At 38.8% G+C, this 16,777-nt stretch carries 7 protein-coding genes; 6 read left to right on the top strand and 1 reads right to left on the bottom strand.

Annotation, left to right across the window (positions count from 1 at the left end; translation table 11 throughout):
* Positions 1-656 precede the first annotated feature (656 nt).
* The 6 genes from EDD70_RS13805 (at position 657) to EDD70_RS13780 (ending at position 15,745) form a co-directional block, all read left to right on the top strand.
* Positions 657-8,093, top strand: coding sequence for an NPCBM/NEW2 domain-containing protein (locus EDD70_RS13805; protein WP_092756677.1), 7,437 nt, complete (start codon positions 657-659; stop codon positions 8,091-8,093).
* Positions 8,094-8,831: 738 nt separating this feature from the next.
* A complete protein-coding gene (locus EDD70_RS13800; protein ID WP_092756541.1) occupies positions 8,832-9,935 on the top strand; it encodes a hypothetical protein in 1,104 nt (367 codons plus the stop codon).
* A 430-nt stretch (positions 9,936-10,365) separates the two neighbouring features.
* Entirely contained in the window at positions 10,366-10,827 is a 462-nt protein-coding gene (locus tag EDD70_RS13795; protein WP_123811061.1) for a hypothetical protein, read from the top strand.
* A 208-nt stretch (positions 10,828-11,035) separates the two neighbouring features.
* Entirely contained in the window at positions 11,036-13,219 is a 2,184-nt protein-coding gene (locus EDD70_RS13790; RefSeq protein WP_092756545.1) for a hypothetical protein, read from the top strand.
* Positions 13,219-13,842 carry an ATP-binding cassette domain-containing protein gene (locus EDD70_RS13785; RefSeq protein WP_092756547.1) on the top strand — a complete coding sequence of 208 codons (624 nt, stop codon included), beginning with the start codon at positions 13,219-13,221 and terminating at the stop codon, positions 13,840-13,842. Before EDD70_RS13790 ends, EDD70_RS13785 begins: the two co-directional genes overlap by 1 nt.
* 454 nt (positions 13,843-14,296) lie before the next feature.
* Positions 14,297-15,745, top strand: coding sequence for an ATP-binding protein (locus EDD70_RS13780; RefSeq protein WP_092756549.1), 1,449 nt, complete (start codon positions 14,297-14,299; stop codon positions 15,743-15,745).
* Positions 15,746-15,832: 87 nt separating this feature from the next.
* Here the strand turns inward: EDD70_RS13780 and EDD70_RS13775 are convergent, their stop codons facing one another.
* The gene (locus tag EDD70_RS13775; protein ID WP_092756551.1) at positions 15,833-16,768 is read right to left on the bottom strand and encodes a TDT family transporter; all 936 of its coding nucleotides are present in this window, start codon (positions 16,766-16,768) and stop codon (positions 15,833-15,835) included.
* Positions 16,769-16,777: the final 9 nt, after the last annotated feature.

The raw sequence follows: 16,777 nt of genomic DNA, 5'->3' as shown, positions 1-16,777 counted from the left end.
TGTTGCCCGCTTTTTCAAGATAATTTCAAACAGTTACCAATACTTTTTGAAATAATTATAACCGGCATGCCTGTCATAAACACCTTTTACAGTTTTAATGAGTTAAGTTCGTAAAATTTATATACATTAAACGTCTCCTAAATATGGATAATTGTCTCTAAAAAATTGAAATAGTATAATTTCAAACAATTATAGTATATTTTTCTATTTAATCAACCATTTATTTAATGTAACATAATTAATAATATAAGTAGACACTATATGGTATTTTTTAACATATTAAACAAAATCTTTATAAAATGCATCGTACAAACATGAATAGATTATTAATAAAAAGAAATAAATCTTAAAACAGCATGAAAAGATATCATGGATAAATGTTGAAAAAATTACCATTTAATATATGAATTAGGAAAATATTAAAATGGACAGCAGTCCTGGATAACTACTCTTTTTTTGTGCAATAGGGAATATAAACAAAATACAAAATAATCATTTTTAGCACTACTCAATTTTGTCTATTACCACTATTGAGGTAAAAGCCTTAGCAAGCAAAATTACTTTTAGGTATTTTAGGATTTAAATCTTATAAAAAGTATATATCCAGGTAGATGGACTTGGATTTTATAAAGACGTTTTAGAAAGTAGGGGGAATTATGCTAAAAAAGCAATGGGTAAAGCAAAAACTATCATTATTTCTAGCTGGCATAATCATGGTAACATCTGTTTTGTCTTGTACAATACCAGTACAAGCCGCCGAAACAGCAGATGTTGTCATTGACGTAACAGACTATGGCGCAGACCCCAGCGGAATAAATGAATCTACCACTGCGGTAGAAAAGGCAATTGAATATGCAAAAACACTATCCGAGGGAACACCCAAAATAATTTATTTTCCTAAGGGCGAATATCACTTTTATGCTGATTACGCTCCGGTTAGAAAGCTGTATGTTTCCAATACCGTTGGTGCCGACCAAAGATATACAAACAAACGTATTGGAATTTTAATTGAAGATATGAAAAATGTAACCATTGATGGCGGGGACTCTCTATTTATGTATCATGGGGACATTACAACGTTCGCAACCATTCGTTCAACGAATGTAACATTCAACAACTTCAGCTTTGACCATGCCAGTCCATCTGTGGTGGATGTTACAGTTGAATCAAAAGTAGCGGGAGAAAATGCAATTATTGCATATGTGCCTGAGTGCTACAATTATACAATCAGCGGCAATACAATTAATTGGAAGGGCGAGGTAGGCCCTGTAACAAAAACTCCTTACTGGCAGGGGAGTGGAAAACTTGCCTATACGCAGATTTTTGACACGATATCAGGTAAAACTTGGCGGGGTAGCAATACGCTATTTAGCAATGTTAAAAGTATTACGGATTTAGGCAATAATCGTTTGAAGTTTACTTATAACAGTGGCGAAGGTCCACAAGTTGGGTACTGTTTTCAGATGAGAAATACCACCCGTACTACACCCGGTACATTATTTTGGGAGAGCCAAAACATTACCGTTAAAGATATCAATGCGCACTTCTTGCATGGGTTTGGTATGGTGGGCCAATTATCTAAAGACATAACGATTGATAATGTGGATTTTAAGGCTCGCCCCGGTACAGGCAGAACAACTGCAGGCTTTGCCGATTTCATTCAGATGTCCTCGATTGGCGGCAAAGTAACCATAAAAAACTGTGAATTTTCTAATCCTCACGATGATCCAATTAATGTTCACGGCACGTTTTTAACGGTTAATACCGTCAGCGCAGATAAGAAGACTTTTGAACTGAAATACCGTCACAATGAAACAGCTGGTTTCCCCCAATATTATGTTGGCGATATAGTGGATTTCTCAACTAAGGGAACGATGATTCCTGTACAGGATTCAGAAAGAACCGTTGTTGCCGTAGATGGACCCAAAGAAGGCAGCTTGGATACAATTAGGATTACTTTGGATAGACCTGTAGAGGGTATTACCGGAGGAAATAATAGTTTTGTTGTAGAAAATGTTACATATACTCCGGAAGTAGAAATCAGGAACAATCGGTTTATTGAAACACCAACCAGAGGTGTTCTGGTTTCTACCAGAAAGCCGATTGTTATTGAGGACAATTATTTTGATGCAATGGGAATGTCAAGCATCTTTATTTCTTGTGATGCACAAGGTTGGTATGAATCTGGCCATACCGAGAATGTTATAATTCGAAACAATGTATTTGATAGGCCCAGCGGAAGTACAATTTATGTATTCCCCACAGGCAGTAATGATCCATCTCATCAAATACATAGCAACATGTTAATTGAGGATAATACTTTTAATATTGAAAGCAATCAAACTATTTTCGATACGAAAAGTGTAAATGGCTTAACAATTCAAAACAATATTATCAACCGTTACAATCCCAATATTGAGCTAGCGTTATCAGCAGATTCACAAACAATCGTAGCGGGGAGTTCGAAAGCTACTACATTGGTTAGTAACGGCACTCAATTTAATAATGCAGTCTACTATTTTGAGGCATGTAAGAATGTACAAGTAAAAAACAACACTTATGATGCAGGCTTTAACCAACGCATCAATTTGGGGCAATATACAACAGCAGGAGATATCCAAGTTGAGGATGATGACGTAAAAATCGGGCAAAACAATCAAAAATCTCCTGTTGGTTCTATTCAGTACATGAGCACGAATGAAAATGTTGCTACAGTGGATGCAAATGGACTGGTAACTGGCAAATCAGCAGGCACTGCAGAGATTTATGCCTATACTGTTTCAGGCGCACGTGTATTTGAATCCAATAAAATCACCTTTACGGTAACAGGTACTGCTACTGGGGAGAATGCCCCAACTTCGGTTGAAGTACTATCTGCGGGCAATACCATCGATTCTGTAAACGGTACGATGCAATTCAGCGCCGATGTTAAGCCAGCCGATAAAGAACAGTCGGTTATATGGCGAGTAAGAGATGCTTACACAAAGAACATTACCTCTGTTGCAACAATTAATAACGATGGTTTACTCACAGCATCTTCTTACGGTGTTGTCGAAGTAGTGGCAACCTCCGCTGCGGATGCCAGTGTTTACGGCACAAAACTAATTACCATCACAAAGCCTAAGAGCGGAAAATCGAGTTTGTGGACAGTAGAAAAAGACCAAAATTCATGGTCGGTATCGAATGATGACAAACTTACGATTACCGCAAAGCAGGGTGGCTCTTGGGCAACCGGAAGCGGCGCGACAAACGTATTTCTTACTGATATCCCCGTAGGAAAAGTCGATTTTGAAACCACCGTAAAACTCAACAATAAAACGGCAAGCGATTACGAAGAAGCCGGCATTGTATTCTTTAAGGATCATGACAACTATGTAATGGTAGAGAGAAAACATAACGGCGGCTCGCCCAAATTGGCAGTAACAACAGAAACCAATGGTTCTGCGGCAGAAGACCCTCGGTTAAATGATATCAGTGAGAATGTAATTTACTTAAAACTGGTGAAATCCGGAACCACCTTTACCGGATACTATTCAACAGATGAAATTAATTGGACAAAGATTAGAGAGGTTACAAATAACTCATTGGGCTCCAGCTTTAAAATAGGCTTAATTGCTACTAATTCACCTTCAAATACCCAGTTTACTTTTGAAGATTTTAAAGTTGATGGAAATAAAATATCATTTGTTGATGCAAACAATGCACCTACCGCTACCGATGCAGCTATTGCGAAGGTAGACGATGCTACACTGACAGTAAACTACAAATATCAAGATGTCGACAACGATGCGGAAGGCACATCTTTGTACCGCTGGTATATTGCAGACAGCACGGATGGCGTTTACAAATTAATTGAAAATGCAACGCAAAAAACGCTTTCTATTTTGCCTGCATATGCCTCAAAATATGCAAAAGCAGAAATTGTTCCCGTTGATAAATGGGGAAAAGCCGGTTCTAGCATTCGCTCTAGTGCATATCAAATTCCTGCACGTACAGCGATTGCTAACAATGCAAATCTCGAAAGTCTGGCAATAGCGGGTGCAACGCTATCACCGGAATTTAATGCGGATGTAACTGCTTACAACGTTACCATTCCTTCTTCTGTAGCGCAGTTGGCTGTATCTGCAAAATCGATGGAAACATCTGCAGCAGTTTCTATTCAGCTGGATGGTACTGCAATTCAAAGCGGAACATTGTTTGATGTGCCCAAAGGGAAGAGTACTTTAACAATTACGGTTACTGCACCGGATAAAACTACTACAAAGACATATTCTGTAAAGATAAACCGTATTGCAAACAGTGATGCCTTTTTGGAGTCAATGATACTAAACGGCATTAACGGAACTTTTGAATTTAATAAGAATCAAATGTTCTACAATACGAATGTATCCGCAGAACAAACTGCCCTTACATTGTCTGCAGCTGCAAGTCAAAGCACTACTCTAGTTTCTGTTATTGCAAACGGTAAAACACTTACCGATTTTACATCAGATAGCGTAACAGAACTGAATATTCCCGCTGTAGCAGGGCTCAATTACATCGAAATCAGAACAAGAGCCGAAGATGGAATTACAACAAAATATTATAGAATTTCATTTAGTAGAATCGCATCTCCAAATGCAGATCTATCTGACCTAAAAATGGACGGGACAAGTATTTCTGGCTTTGATTCGGCAATACAAACCTATCGTATTATTTCTGAGTTAAAAAATGTCTCTTTTGAAGCTGTTGCAGCAGATCCTCGTGCAAAAGCAGTAATAACCATTAACGGGGTAACTTCACACACTGCAGATTTGAAAGCGGGATTAAACAAAGTTGTAATTATTGTCAAAGCAGAAAACATTAGCAAAGTAAAAACTTATACAGTAAATATTACTGTTCCGCAAGAAGATAACGCAGACTTGTTATCGTTAGAAACAGAAAATCTTAATTTATCACCTTTATTTACTCCCGAAACTCAAGATTATACCATCACCACATCCGGTTCTTCAGTTTTAATGAGAGCTGAAGCAGTTGAACCGAATGCAAAAATTTCAATCGAAACCGACGCTGAAATTTTTGAAAGCGGGAATTCAATTTCAAAACAAATTAATGTTTACACTGGCAAAAACACAATTAAAGTCATCGTAACTGCTTCGAATGGCAAAACAACCAAAACCTATAACATCGTTGTCAATTCAGAGAGTTCCACGTATTTATCTGATATGGAGTGGGAAAGCGCAAATTCGGGAGACAGCAGTTGGAACAGTGGCAATCCTGCAAAGGATACAGGATGGGAAGGTTATGAAATGAGCCTTACCGGGTCCGACGGACAAAAAGTTACTTATCAAAAAGGTATCGGAACCCATGCCAACTCTACAATTGTCTATAACGTTGCAGGTAAAGGTTTTACACGTTTTAGATCTGATATAGGAGTAAGCTATAAAAAGAATACAAGCAGCGAACCTCATCTCGTATTCGAGGTATTGGTAGACGATGCTAGTAGATATACTAGCAAAACTATGCTTGGTAACACGCCGTATGAAACAATAGATTTAGATATTACAAATGCAAACAAGGTAACACTAAAGGTAACTCAATCACCTAACATTTGGAGTGCCCATGGCAACTGGGCAGATGCTAAATTTATTGGTACCTCTGTAGAACCGCCGGAACGTTATGGCGTTATTATTGAAGAACAGCCTGACGCAATTATAAAAACAGATAAAAAATTGGCAGCTCCAGGCGAAATTGTTACAGTCAATGTATCTGATATTAATATTTTGAAACTGTTTGGTTCTATAAGTGTTAAAGAAGCAGACGATACCGCGACCGATGTACCCGTAACGCAGGTTACCGAAGATGTTCCCGAAGGAACATGGAGATACCGCTTTACAATGCCAGCCGAAGCGGTAAAAGTAAAAGTGGAACTGGAGCAGGCGCCAACTTCTGAAACCCCAAGCATTGACAAACAACCCACAGCGCAAACGGTAACAGAAGGCAATCCTGCCGTATTCAGTATTACTGCAAGTGCTGCAGATAACGGAACCCTCACCTATCAGTGGCAGATGCTCACAAAAGAGCAGGATGCAGTTTGGGCAGACATCAGCGGAGCAACAAATGCGACCTATCAAATAGCTAAAACAACGCTGGAGGACAGCGCCAAGCAGTTCCGTTGCATTGTAACCAACACAAAAGATAGCATGGTTCCCACAACAGCCACCAGTAACGCGGCAGAGCTTACTGTAAATCCATCTGTCAAGAAAATTAAAAGTGTAGCCAATCCGGTGGATATTACAGTAACATTTGGTACCCATGCAGATAAACTCAATTTGCCTGATACCGTCATTGTTACATTAGAAAACGATACCACAGCCGAAGTAGACGTTGATTGGAACACCGAAAGCTACGACGGCAGCAAAGCAGGGGAGTACACCTTTGTAGGTACACTCCTACCGCAGGCGGGTATCATCAACAGCGACAACATTACCGCAAAAATCAAGGTGACTGTAGAAGAGCAGACAGAACAGCCAAGCAAAGACGCTTTGCTGGCACTCATAGCATCTGCAAAAGAAATGGCGAAAGACAGCAAGTACACCCAAGAGAGCAGAGATGCTCTGACTGAAGCCATTAAAACAGCGCAAGCGGTTGCAGACAACAACAAAGCAACCGAACAACAGATTGCAGATGTAGAGAATGCACTGCAAACTGCCATCAATGCTTTGGAAGAAGTTCAGCCTGAAAAACCAAGCAAAGAGGCGTTACTTGCACTCATTGCATCCGCAAAAGAAATGGCGGAAGACAGCAAGTACACCCAAGCGAGCAGAGACACTTTGAACAAAGCCATTGAAACAGCGCAAGTAGTTGCAGACAACGACAACGCGACCGAACAACAGATTGCAGAGGCAGAGAAAGCACTGCAAACTGCCATTGATGCTTTGGTGAAAGAACAAGAACCTGAAAAACCAAGCAAAGAGGCGTTGCTTGCACTCATTGCATCTGCAAAAGAAATGGCAAAAGACAGCAAATACACTCAGGCGAGCAGAGACGCTTTAACCAAAGCCATTGAAACAGCACAAGCGGTTGCGGACAATGAAAACGCAACCAAACAAGAAATTGCAGATGCACAAAAAGCACTACAAGCTGCTGTCAAAGCATTGGTGAAACAGGGTGGTTCCGACAAGCCGAGCGGTGGTTCATCAGAACCTGAGCACAGAAAGCATGTCGAACCGAACATGGTATCATCCTCCGACCTTACCGATAAGGTTGCATCATCGAGTAAAGGTACCGACATCAGCGTGCGCAACGACTACAAAGTTGCAACTGGTTTCTTAAATGAGCTGATGAAAAACAAAGAAAAATCGGTCACCCTCAACGGCGATTGGTACAGCTGGACGTTTGACGGCAAGAACGTAGAGAACAACATGCCGGGTGTTATCTGGTTCGATACCAGAATCAGCACCGATTCACCAAATGAAGATGCAATTGCCAAGCTGACAGGCGAGGCAGACACCACCAACCTCTACTTCAGCTACGAGGGCAACCTCCCAGGCGAAACGGTTATTCGTGTACAGCTGGAGAAATACGCAGGCAAACCCGTGTATGTTTACTACCACAACCCTGAAAAGGGCAGATTGGAACTCATCCAAGCAGACGTAAAAGCAGATAATGACGGTTGGATTGAATTCAGCATTACCCATTGCTCGGATTACGTGGTAAGCGCAAGCGCAATCAAAGGTGCGGTAAAGGTAACCAAGCCCGCACCTGCACCAAAAGCTGAACCCGCGGATGAGCCGCAAAAAGAGCAAACCACGGCGGTAAACCCCGAAACGGGCGGAAAAGATAACACCTTAGCAGCAGTAGCAGTTGAAACCGCAGAAAAAACAGAACAGCCTGCTGTAACCGAACAAGCCAAGGTCGCAGTTGCTGAAAATGTGGAAGCAACAGCACCGAAAGCTGAAAAAATAATTGCCCAAGCGGATAATCTTGAGGAGATGAACAGCAGTATTCCTGCAGTTAAAAAAGATTTTTCGTACCCCATCGTTATTGGTGGATGTGTTCTTTTGATAGCAATAGCATTTCAACTTATCAAACGTAAATCCATCCATAAATAAGTCTGTATCTAGCTAAACACAAAACACGCAGTACAAAAGTACTGCGTGTTTGCTTTGTAAAATAATAATGGTTTTACCGTACAGCGTGCATAAAAAAGCAACCGCTTTTCTTTCAAAATTGCGGTTGCTTTATCCATTTTATAAAATTTACTACAAAAATCATGATAAGGCTTGCTTTTTTACAATAATCGCCATATAATGGGTTTAGAGGCACATTAAGTGCAAAGCAGGCACAGGATGGTGGAACATCCTGTACCCTGTATACGGAGCAGTAACCTCCATACACAACGGCATATAAGCCGCACGTTTGCATATCTATTATACGTCGAACAAACCCGTTTTGTAAAGCGTATTTGCAAATTTGCACTTGATTACTGGTGTTGTATGGGTAAACTCCATACAGCACTTTTTTGTTGCCTCGCGGATAAGCGATGGGGGGGCTACAACTCCCAACCAAACCACACTCCAAGTAGTTCCGTCACCCCTCCATCCTGCTTACTCCGTCGAGGAACGATTAAACCCCGCTGTACGTTGTTGTACGGCGGGGTTTTTGTTTTATCATAAAACGCATCGAAACGGTAAATCATCGTACATACTATAGCAGGCGTTTATCATTACTGAATCTTAAGCTTCACCTGTCCAGTAAAAATAAATACGAAAGTATCGGCAAAATAAACATAAAATCCGTTCACAAATTATATAATAAGATTAAATAATTTTTGTAAAAGGAGATATTGCATGGCAAATTGTAACGACGCTGCCCGAGAAGGATTAAGAAAGATAGTAGAGATTTTTTATGTAGGCCCCGCATGCGCACCTTTAAAAGTATTGCTCAACGATTCGGCGCTAAGGCATGTTGAAAGGCAAGAGCTGATGACGGCACTGATGAGCAATGATTTTTACCAGCATGCAGTGGGCAATGATTATGGAACCTACGATATGTTTTATGACTTTCATGATGGAACAATACCAATGAAAATAACCTTTAACATAGAGTACCTGCAAGAAGAGGGGCTACATAAGCAAACATTTGTTTTCCATGCCGACAGAGGATATGACCTGCTTGAACTAAATAATGATATCGTCGAAAATTATAAAGATATCATTACTAGAATTAATTTTATTCGAGATTTGGAGTTGGATGACTACATAGAGTGTCCCGTAAATCGGTTTGCAGCCATAGATTGCAGTGATGAGCAAGGCAGTGCTGCGGTTGATGGCGGGAGTTTAACTTCATTTGCCGCCGATTTGGATACTCAAGGTCAAGAAGATGTGCTGAACTCTACTCTGCTGGCACAGTTGGCAGCAAATAAAAAATTTGACCGTGAAAAGCAGACAAAAGAATGGTACGATTTTTATAAAACCGTGTTAGAAAAAGTGGGATGGGTTGTAGAGAGTTTTGAATTTACAAAATATAACTCTTCGTCAGCGTCGTTTGAAACAAGCAAAGTGGTTTTGGATATTTTGGCATCTATATGCTCCGGGCAAGAAATGCTGGTTGTAGCCTCTGCTGTAAAAGCTTTAAATGATTTATCCAACGATGATAAGAGAGTAAAGATTTTTGAAAGCCAGTCGCACTCTTTAGAACAAGGTAACTTCCAAGTTTCACATTGTGTGCAGAGCAATGACTTAATCAGTATGAAGCTAGGTACTTTCTACTTCACCACAACAGAAAAAGTAGTTCGGGTTCTATGGCATAAGTTTGAAAGTGCAGGCTGCCAATTTTATCGGGGCGCGCAAAAAATAACACTCAGCGATAAAATCTATTCAAAAGTTCGTGAAGAGGTGATTACCAAACTGGGCGATAATGCAAAGAAATTCATTGCTGATTTAGAGATTTAACGCATCTTACGGCGAAGCCGAGCAGATACCAAAACAGACTACCCCAATAAAAACAACCCTTTTCAGGTGAGTATGCTTGAAAAGGGTTGTTTTTTGTGAACATTTCACAACTCGACAATTAAAATTACTGTCTTTCAGCGTGACTTGTTTTAATTTGCCTGCAGAATTACATATAACAACTGCATAGCTTTTGCACGGTATCAAGTCTTTTTTAAATAAAAGTTTATGATGCCTTAGTTTTTTGAATTTAAAGATTGGAATTATACAGTGGCAGACAAATAAGGAGCAACTAAAGCAACAACAAAATTGTACTATAAATAGCAATATTTGACAAATAAGTCTTTGGGTTCTATATTTGTTAGTAAGTTCAATTAACATTTGTTATTTATTGTGCACAAATAAATATAAAAATTATTTGACTGGAGGAAATATGATGTTAAAAAAATTGTTGTCGATAGGATTAGTCTGTGCGATGCTGATGACAATGGGAATAACTTGTTTTGCAGCTGAAGCATCTTCCTACAAAAATATTCCCAATGATGAAGTATTTGAATTAGACCCAAGTTCTTTAGGACATGGGGAAGTTGAGGTACCAATTACTAATCCCCGTATAAACCGTGGAATCAATGTAGGTGAGCACTCAGAATGGGTTGGAGATAAAGATAAAGGTGGTGAATGGGAATGGGGAATTATAAAAAAATCTAAACTTGTATATTCAGTATTTTCTTATTTGTGTTGTAGCGGCTATGAAAGTAAGACTTTGGTAAAAGGTGGGACATTTTCTAAATGGGTAAATAGCGGATGGGTAGCTGTAGGAGAACAAGCTTCTGTTGCAGATGTTGCCGATGATGTTACAGGTGGAAACAAAGCGGCATATGATTATAGATTATAGAGAAGAACAATGATAATGAAAAAATAAAGTATATTTATACATCAGGATTTGTTGGTATTGGTAAACTTGCTAATATCTCAAAATCCAAGGCACTGTTAGGAGGCAATCGTGCCTACTATAATTTATAAGTGAAACATAAAATTAAACAAACTAAAACATTCAGCACCATGCATTTAGCATGGTGCTGAAACTTAAGAGGGGGTATATAATGAAAAGAGCATTTACCTGTGCTCTTTTACTATTTTGGGCACTTTCAACTTATGTGGTGTTTGATTATTTTTCTCAAATGGATTTTGCTGTTAAGGCAGGAAATGAAAATCCAATAATTACAATAGATAAAGCAGAGCTAAGTGACGATGATTTCCTATCTCTTATTTATAAAAAATGTGCACAATATAATGTAAATCTTACCACCTCTTACTATCCAAACAGCAGTAGTGTTCAACCAAACGAACTGTTTACAGTAGTACAATACACTACTGATTTTTCTAAGTATAAGAAATGGCTTACTCACGGGCATCTCCCTGTAAGCACAAATGAATTCATAACTACAACAAAACTAAATGATAAAAATGTAACAGGTTTAATTTCATTTTTCAATAAAAATTATTCAATAGATATATTCTACTTGAATAATCAATTTCCTTTTTTATTAAGCAGAGATTATCAAATTGATGCTAATAATTCAAGAGATATTAATCTGTTTATAGAAAGTTTGAAACAGAATGGCATTTCATGTACAGAGCCGGTTAAATTTACCACTACAACAGTTCTAATTGGGAACATGATTTTTAAAATAATACTACTACTTATGATTTTTTGTGTGATAATCATTTGGGGTATATATATAATTGTTGATGAGTATAAAACAATTGGAGTTTATCGAATGTGTGGATATAGTCCTGCACAAATAGCTGCTTCGATTTTAAACAAACATTTTTTGTTTTCTTATATAATGAGCTTATCAGTGGCATTAATTTTCAATTTAATTATTATAGCAACATATAATCATCTTACAGAGTATTTTAAATATATTACAATATGCCTTGCTTTAATTGTAGTATTCTCTATTACTTTTTTTGTGGTTACGTACATTATAGCTATTTTAATTTCTATTTATGTCCGCATTCCAAATGCAATTAAAGGCAAAAAACCATATAAAATAGTAATAGGTATAAATACGGCATTTAAAATAGTAATAGGGGTTGCCTTATTATATTTGTTAAGTCATCTTATATTTTTAGATTCTTGCCATAAGGATATCAAATTAAATTTTTTTAATTGGAACATTTTGCAAAGCTATGGAGAGTTTCCAATATATACTAATCCATCTATTAAAAATGATTATGAGTTAGGAGTGAAATGTAAAAAACTATATGAGATTGAAAGTAAAAGAGGAGCAATACTCATCCGACCTGATGGTTTACTTTCGTTACCTAGAGAACTATATAGTCCAAATGATTATGATCTAAAAACTAATCCGAATAACCCATATTTTTGGAGAAATAACAATGTAATGATTAATAACAACTATTTAAAATTGAATCCAATTTATGGCGAAAATGGTACTCGAATAGATTTATCTAAGTTTGAATATGAGGATGGTTTGTTCATACTTGTACCTGAGAAATACAAGGAATATGAGGATATACTAAAACAAGATTTTATTGAAACCTATACTTGGTCTTTTTATATTGATAAAGATGCATATGATAAGGAAATAGGAGTTCCTGCTAAGCATCATGAGCCTAAGACTGTGAAAATTATATATACCCAAAATGACTCAAGTTACTTTTCTTTTAATCCTGCATTTGAAGGTGATAAAAACTACTTCTATGTTGACCCGATTGGAATTGTCGTGAACAGTGTCAATTATGGTGGTGATACCTATTATTCTGCAATATCAAAAGGCGAATTCAAAGTAAAGCTCCCCTCATCCTTAACAAAATTTGATTATTTTGTTGAATCTATTCGAGAATGTGGATTAGAAAAAAATATAGTTTCTGTAAAAAACTCTTATGATGAAGTTGACAAATTACTATACATCATTAAGCAGGAGGCAGTTAACGATATATTTTCGTTGATACTCATAATAGCCGTTATTATTGGAATCTCCATCTTTTCGACAATAATGATTGTATATGTGTATAGGCAAAAAATGAGTGTCCAATGCATGTTTGGCTACTCCTTATTTAGAAGGTGTACAGGCCAGATTGCATTCACGGGAACAACATGGTTAGCGATTTTTATTTTGCAATTTGTACTGTTTCATAATTTTTCATTATTTGCTACCTTATTTGGATTTTTACTGATTATGGTAGAAATATTAATTGTACTGGTTTTAAAACATAAATTAAGTAAAAAAGTTTTACAAAGGGGTGATATATTTTAATGGTTATTCAATTGAACAAAGTTAATAAATCATTTGGGCAAAAAAAAATATTTACTAATTTTGATTTAAAGATAGAAACTGGCGAATTGGTTGCAATAACAGGAGAAAGCGGCAAAGGTAAAACTACTTTATTGAATATCATAGGTTTAATAGAATCTATTGATTCAGGAGAAGTACAGTATTCAAATTACATAAATCCAAAAGGAAGGCTTGTAACAAATCTTCGTCGTTATTCAATTGGATACCTGTTTCAAAATTATGCTCTCATTGAAAATCAAACAGTACTGCAAAACCTAAATATTGCTTTAGCTTATAACAAGGTTAAAGCAAAAAAAGATTTAATTTTAAATGCAATTTGCGCTGTTTCGTTACCAGAGAAAATTTTGGGCGAAAAGGTGTGTAACTTAAGTGGCGGTGAGCAGCAGCGAATTGCAATTGCAAGGTTGTTCTTAAAGCCATCCAACGTTATTCTGGCAGATGAACCCACAGGATCTCTTGATGATAAAAACAAAAAATTGGTCATTGATTTTCTAAAAAAGATGAATGACAGTGGTAAAACAGTTATCATTGTGACTCATGATAAAGAAGTTGCGGCTGCCTGTAATCGTATTGTTGAGTTATAACAAAGATAGATAGTATTGTGGATCCAAGCTTAATGTTAGCTTGCTTGCTTTTGTTTTTCTCTACCATTAATATGTATTTTGTGATGATTATATGGATAATAATAACAAGGTAAATGATGACATCGAAGAAGTTTTTCAGAGTCTAATTCTTCAATAACCAAACAGGAAACACAGGAGTTAAAAGAAGTGGGACTTTAACACCGTTTCTCTTTGTGGTTTAACAGGTGCTGTTGCCTCCGATAGTATCTAAAATGAATATTTATTCTATTTATGATTTATGGCCTACCCGCTGTATGTTTTTTACAGCGGGTTTTTGCTATTAAGCGCTGCTATTTTGGCACACTTATAATATGTAGTTATTTTTAAAAACTATATCAAAAATTATAAGTATACTTTAAAAAATATTTGACAATAATGCAAATAAGAGCTATATTATTGATATAGAGGTGATATCATGGCAATTACTACAAAAGAGGGAATTTTAAAAGTTCTGTCCGCGTTTAACCCGTGGTGGAAGACAGGGGCAGTGCATCCATCGTTTATTAAAGACTATAAACGCTTTGCCTATTACGAAGCGATGAAACGGCTTGACCAAACAGATATCCGCAGAATTGTTGTGCTGACGGGGACAAGGCGGGTAGGCAAAACCACCATACAATATCAGATGATCGAAAACCTGCTGAAACGGGGTATTTCGCCGCGGAAAATTATCTTTGTATCGCTCGACCACCCGATGCTCAAACTGGCGGGGATGAACGACATTTTGGAATGTTACCACGAAAATATCTATGCCGAGCAGGATGTCTACTATTTTTTTGATGAAATTCAGTATGCCTCCGACTGGGACGCGTGGCTGAAAACCATTTACGATACCCAACCCGATACACAGGTAGTTGCAACAGGTTCTGCCAGCCCCGCGCTCATCAAGGGCAGTACTGAAAGCGGCGCAGGCAGATGGACGATTATCCAAGTGCCGACACTTTCTTTTTACGAATACTGCGCGCTCATTGGCATTGCAGATGTACCACTCGACCCCAAACTGCGCCCCACACAGTTGTTGGCAATGCCGCAGATTGAGCGCAACCAAATTATGATTAAGCTTTCTGCGGTGCAAAACCACTTTAACCGCTATTTGCAGATTGGCGGGTTCCCCGAATTGGCTTTAGCCGATAACGATTTACTGGCACAGCAGGTGATGCGCGAAGATGTGGTTGATAAGGTGCTCAAGCGCGATTTGCCCTCGCTTTATAACATCCGCAACGCAACCGAACTGGAGCGCATCTTTTTGTACCTTTGCAATGTCTCGTCCGAAATTGTCGCCATCGATGCCATTGCAAAAGAGCTCAACGGTGTCAGCCGCCCCACCGTAGAAAACTACATCCAATACCTTGAAAGTGCAAACCTGATTTATCTAAGCTACCCTGTAGAGCTCGGTGGGCGCAAGGTGCTCAAAGCAAGCCCCAAAATCTACATTGCCGATGCCGCCATCCGCAATGCCGTTTTGATGGACAGCGAAATTCTCACCAACCCCGTTGAGATGGGCAAGATGGTAGAAACCGCGGTTTATAAGCATGTCGCGGCGTTTTACTACCAAAAAGCAACCCGTGTGGGCTACTACCGCGGCGGCAAAAAAGGCAACGAAATTGACATTGTTGTGGATTACCCCAACATCAAAAATATCCTCATTGAGGTAAAGTACCGCGAGCAGGCACCCATTGCCAACGATGATGCCATTATTGAACTATGCGGTGAATCCAGTGCTTCGATTATCATCACCAAACGCGCAGATGATTTTGGCGAACACACCGCCCCCGACGGCAATAAGCTGTTGAGAATCCCTGCTTTTGCGTTTTTATATCTGCTCGGCCATGCCGAAAAAAACGGGTATAAAGGCAAAGAATAACTGGTAAAATATAAAAACAGCCCTTGTTCTAAGCGAGAAATCGCCTACAACAAGGGCTTATTTTTGTTTATAACAATATTTCACCAGTTATTTTACAGCAGGTTGGGAGGTGCAGCTATAAGCGGCAGATAAGAAACGTACCAGTGTGTAAACAACCAGAATAACCGCTATAACCGTTTGAAATAGTACGACGTATTTGAGAGCAGATACAGGCTGCCCGATTTTAGCAAGATAGCCTGCTGTTTGTTTTAGCGCGATGGCTGAAACAACAAACGGGAATGTAAACGCAGCATAACTCGGGTAAAACGGAAGGCGCAGCAAGCGCGGCAACATAGCCAGAGCCATGAGGTACAGTGCAAAAGAAAGCACCGCCATTACCGCAACCAACCAAAGCTGTTTTTCTGCGGCAGATTGGAGATACCCTGCCAAACACAGGCTTGCAGGTGCTGCAAAAATACAGAACAGGGGTTGAGCAGGTTCCGGTATCTGCGGGTATTTTATGTATCGGTAGCCGATAAACCCCAACAGAAAAAGCAACGAAACAAAGGCGAACCAAAACAGTCCGTATCCGAGCACCTGCATATTATAGGCGGGTGCTGTAATGCTTGCGGCGGCAATGCCTACATAAACAATAAAATAACTTGCAAACACCTTTGGCATCTGCGGTTTTAACATAAATCGGATGGTGAAAAACACAATCAGCACCGCGTGCAGTGCGATGGATAAAACCCAAATCCAAAAAGCAGCTGTGCCTATCATCGGTTTTACATAGACGCTGAGCAACATCAGCGCCATAGGGAAGGTACCGGCTACACTTGCCAAAATAGGGTTTTTCATATCTTCTGAAACCGAGGATGGAGACAATATCAGCTTTAAAACCAACAGTAACAGGGCAGCTGCGGCAACCAAGCCAAACAAAATGCGTACCGTTTCAGAATAACTCTGTAGCAGGTTACCGAGGGCGGCGCAGCCGAGCATCACGCCCGATAGGGGGAGGGGGATTGCTTTGATGCGTTGTTTCATCTTTATCCC

The organism is Hydrogenoanaerobacterium saccharovorans (assembly GCF_003814745.1).
Lineage (GTDB): Bacteria > Bacillota > Clostridia > Oscillospirales > Ruminococcaceae > Hydrogenoanaerobacterium > Hydrogenoanaerobacterium saccharovorans.
This window is presented reverse-complemented; position numbering and strand designations above follow the sequence as displayed.

Bases quoted from the DNA above. Each gene is read 5' to 3' on its own strand.
- EDD70_RS13805 (WP_092756677.1), top strand. From the start codon at position 657: ATGCTAAAAAAGCAATGGGTAAAGCAAAAACTATCATTATTTCTAGCT.
- EDD70_RS13800 (WP_092756541.1), top strand. From the start codon at position 8,832: ATGGCAAATTGTAACGACGCTGCCCGAGAAGGATTAAGAAAGATAGTA.
- EDD70_RS13795 (WP_123811061.1), top strand. From the start codon at position 10,366: ATGATGTTAAAAAAATTGTTGTCGATAGGATTAGTCTGTGCGATGCTG.
- EDD70_RS13790 (WP_092756545.1), top strand. From the start codon at position 11,036: ATGAAAAGAGCATTTACCTGTGCTCTTTTACTATTTTGGGCACTTTCA.
- EDD70_RS13785 (WP_092756547.1), top strand. From the start codon at position 13,219: ATGGTTATTCAATTGAACAAAGTTAATAAATCATTTGGGCAAAAAAAA.
- EDD70_RS13780 (WP_092756549.1), top strand. From the start codon at position 14,297: ATGGCAATTACTACAAAAGAGGGAATTTTAAAAGTTCTGTCCGCGTTT.
- EDD70_RS13775 (WP_092756551.1), bottom strand. From the start codon at position 16,768: ATGAAACAACGCATCAAAGCAATCCCCCTCCCCCTATCGGGCGTGATG.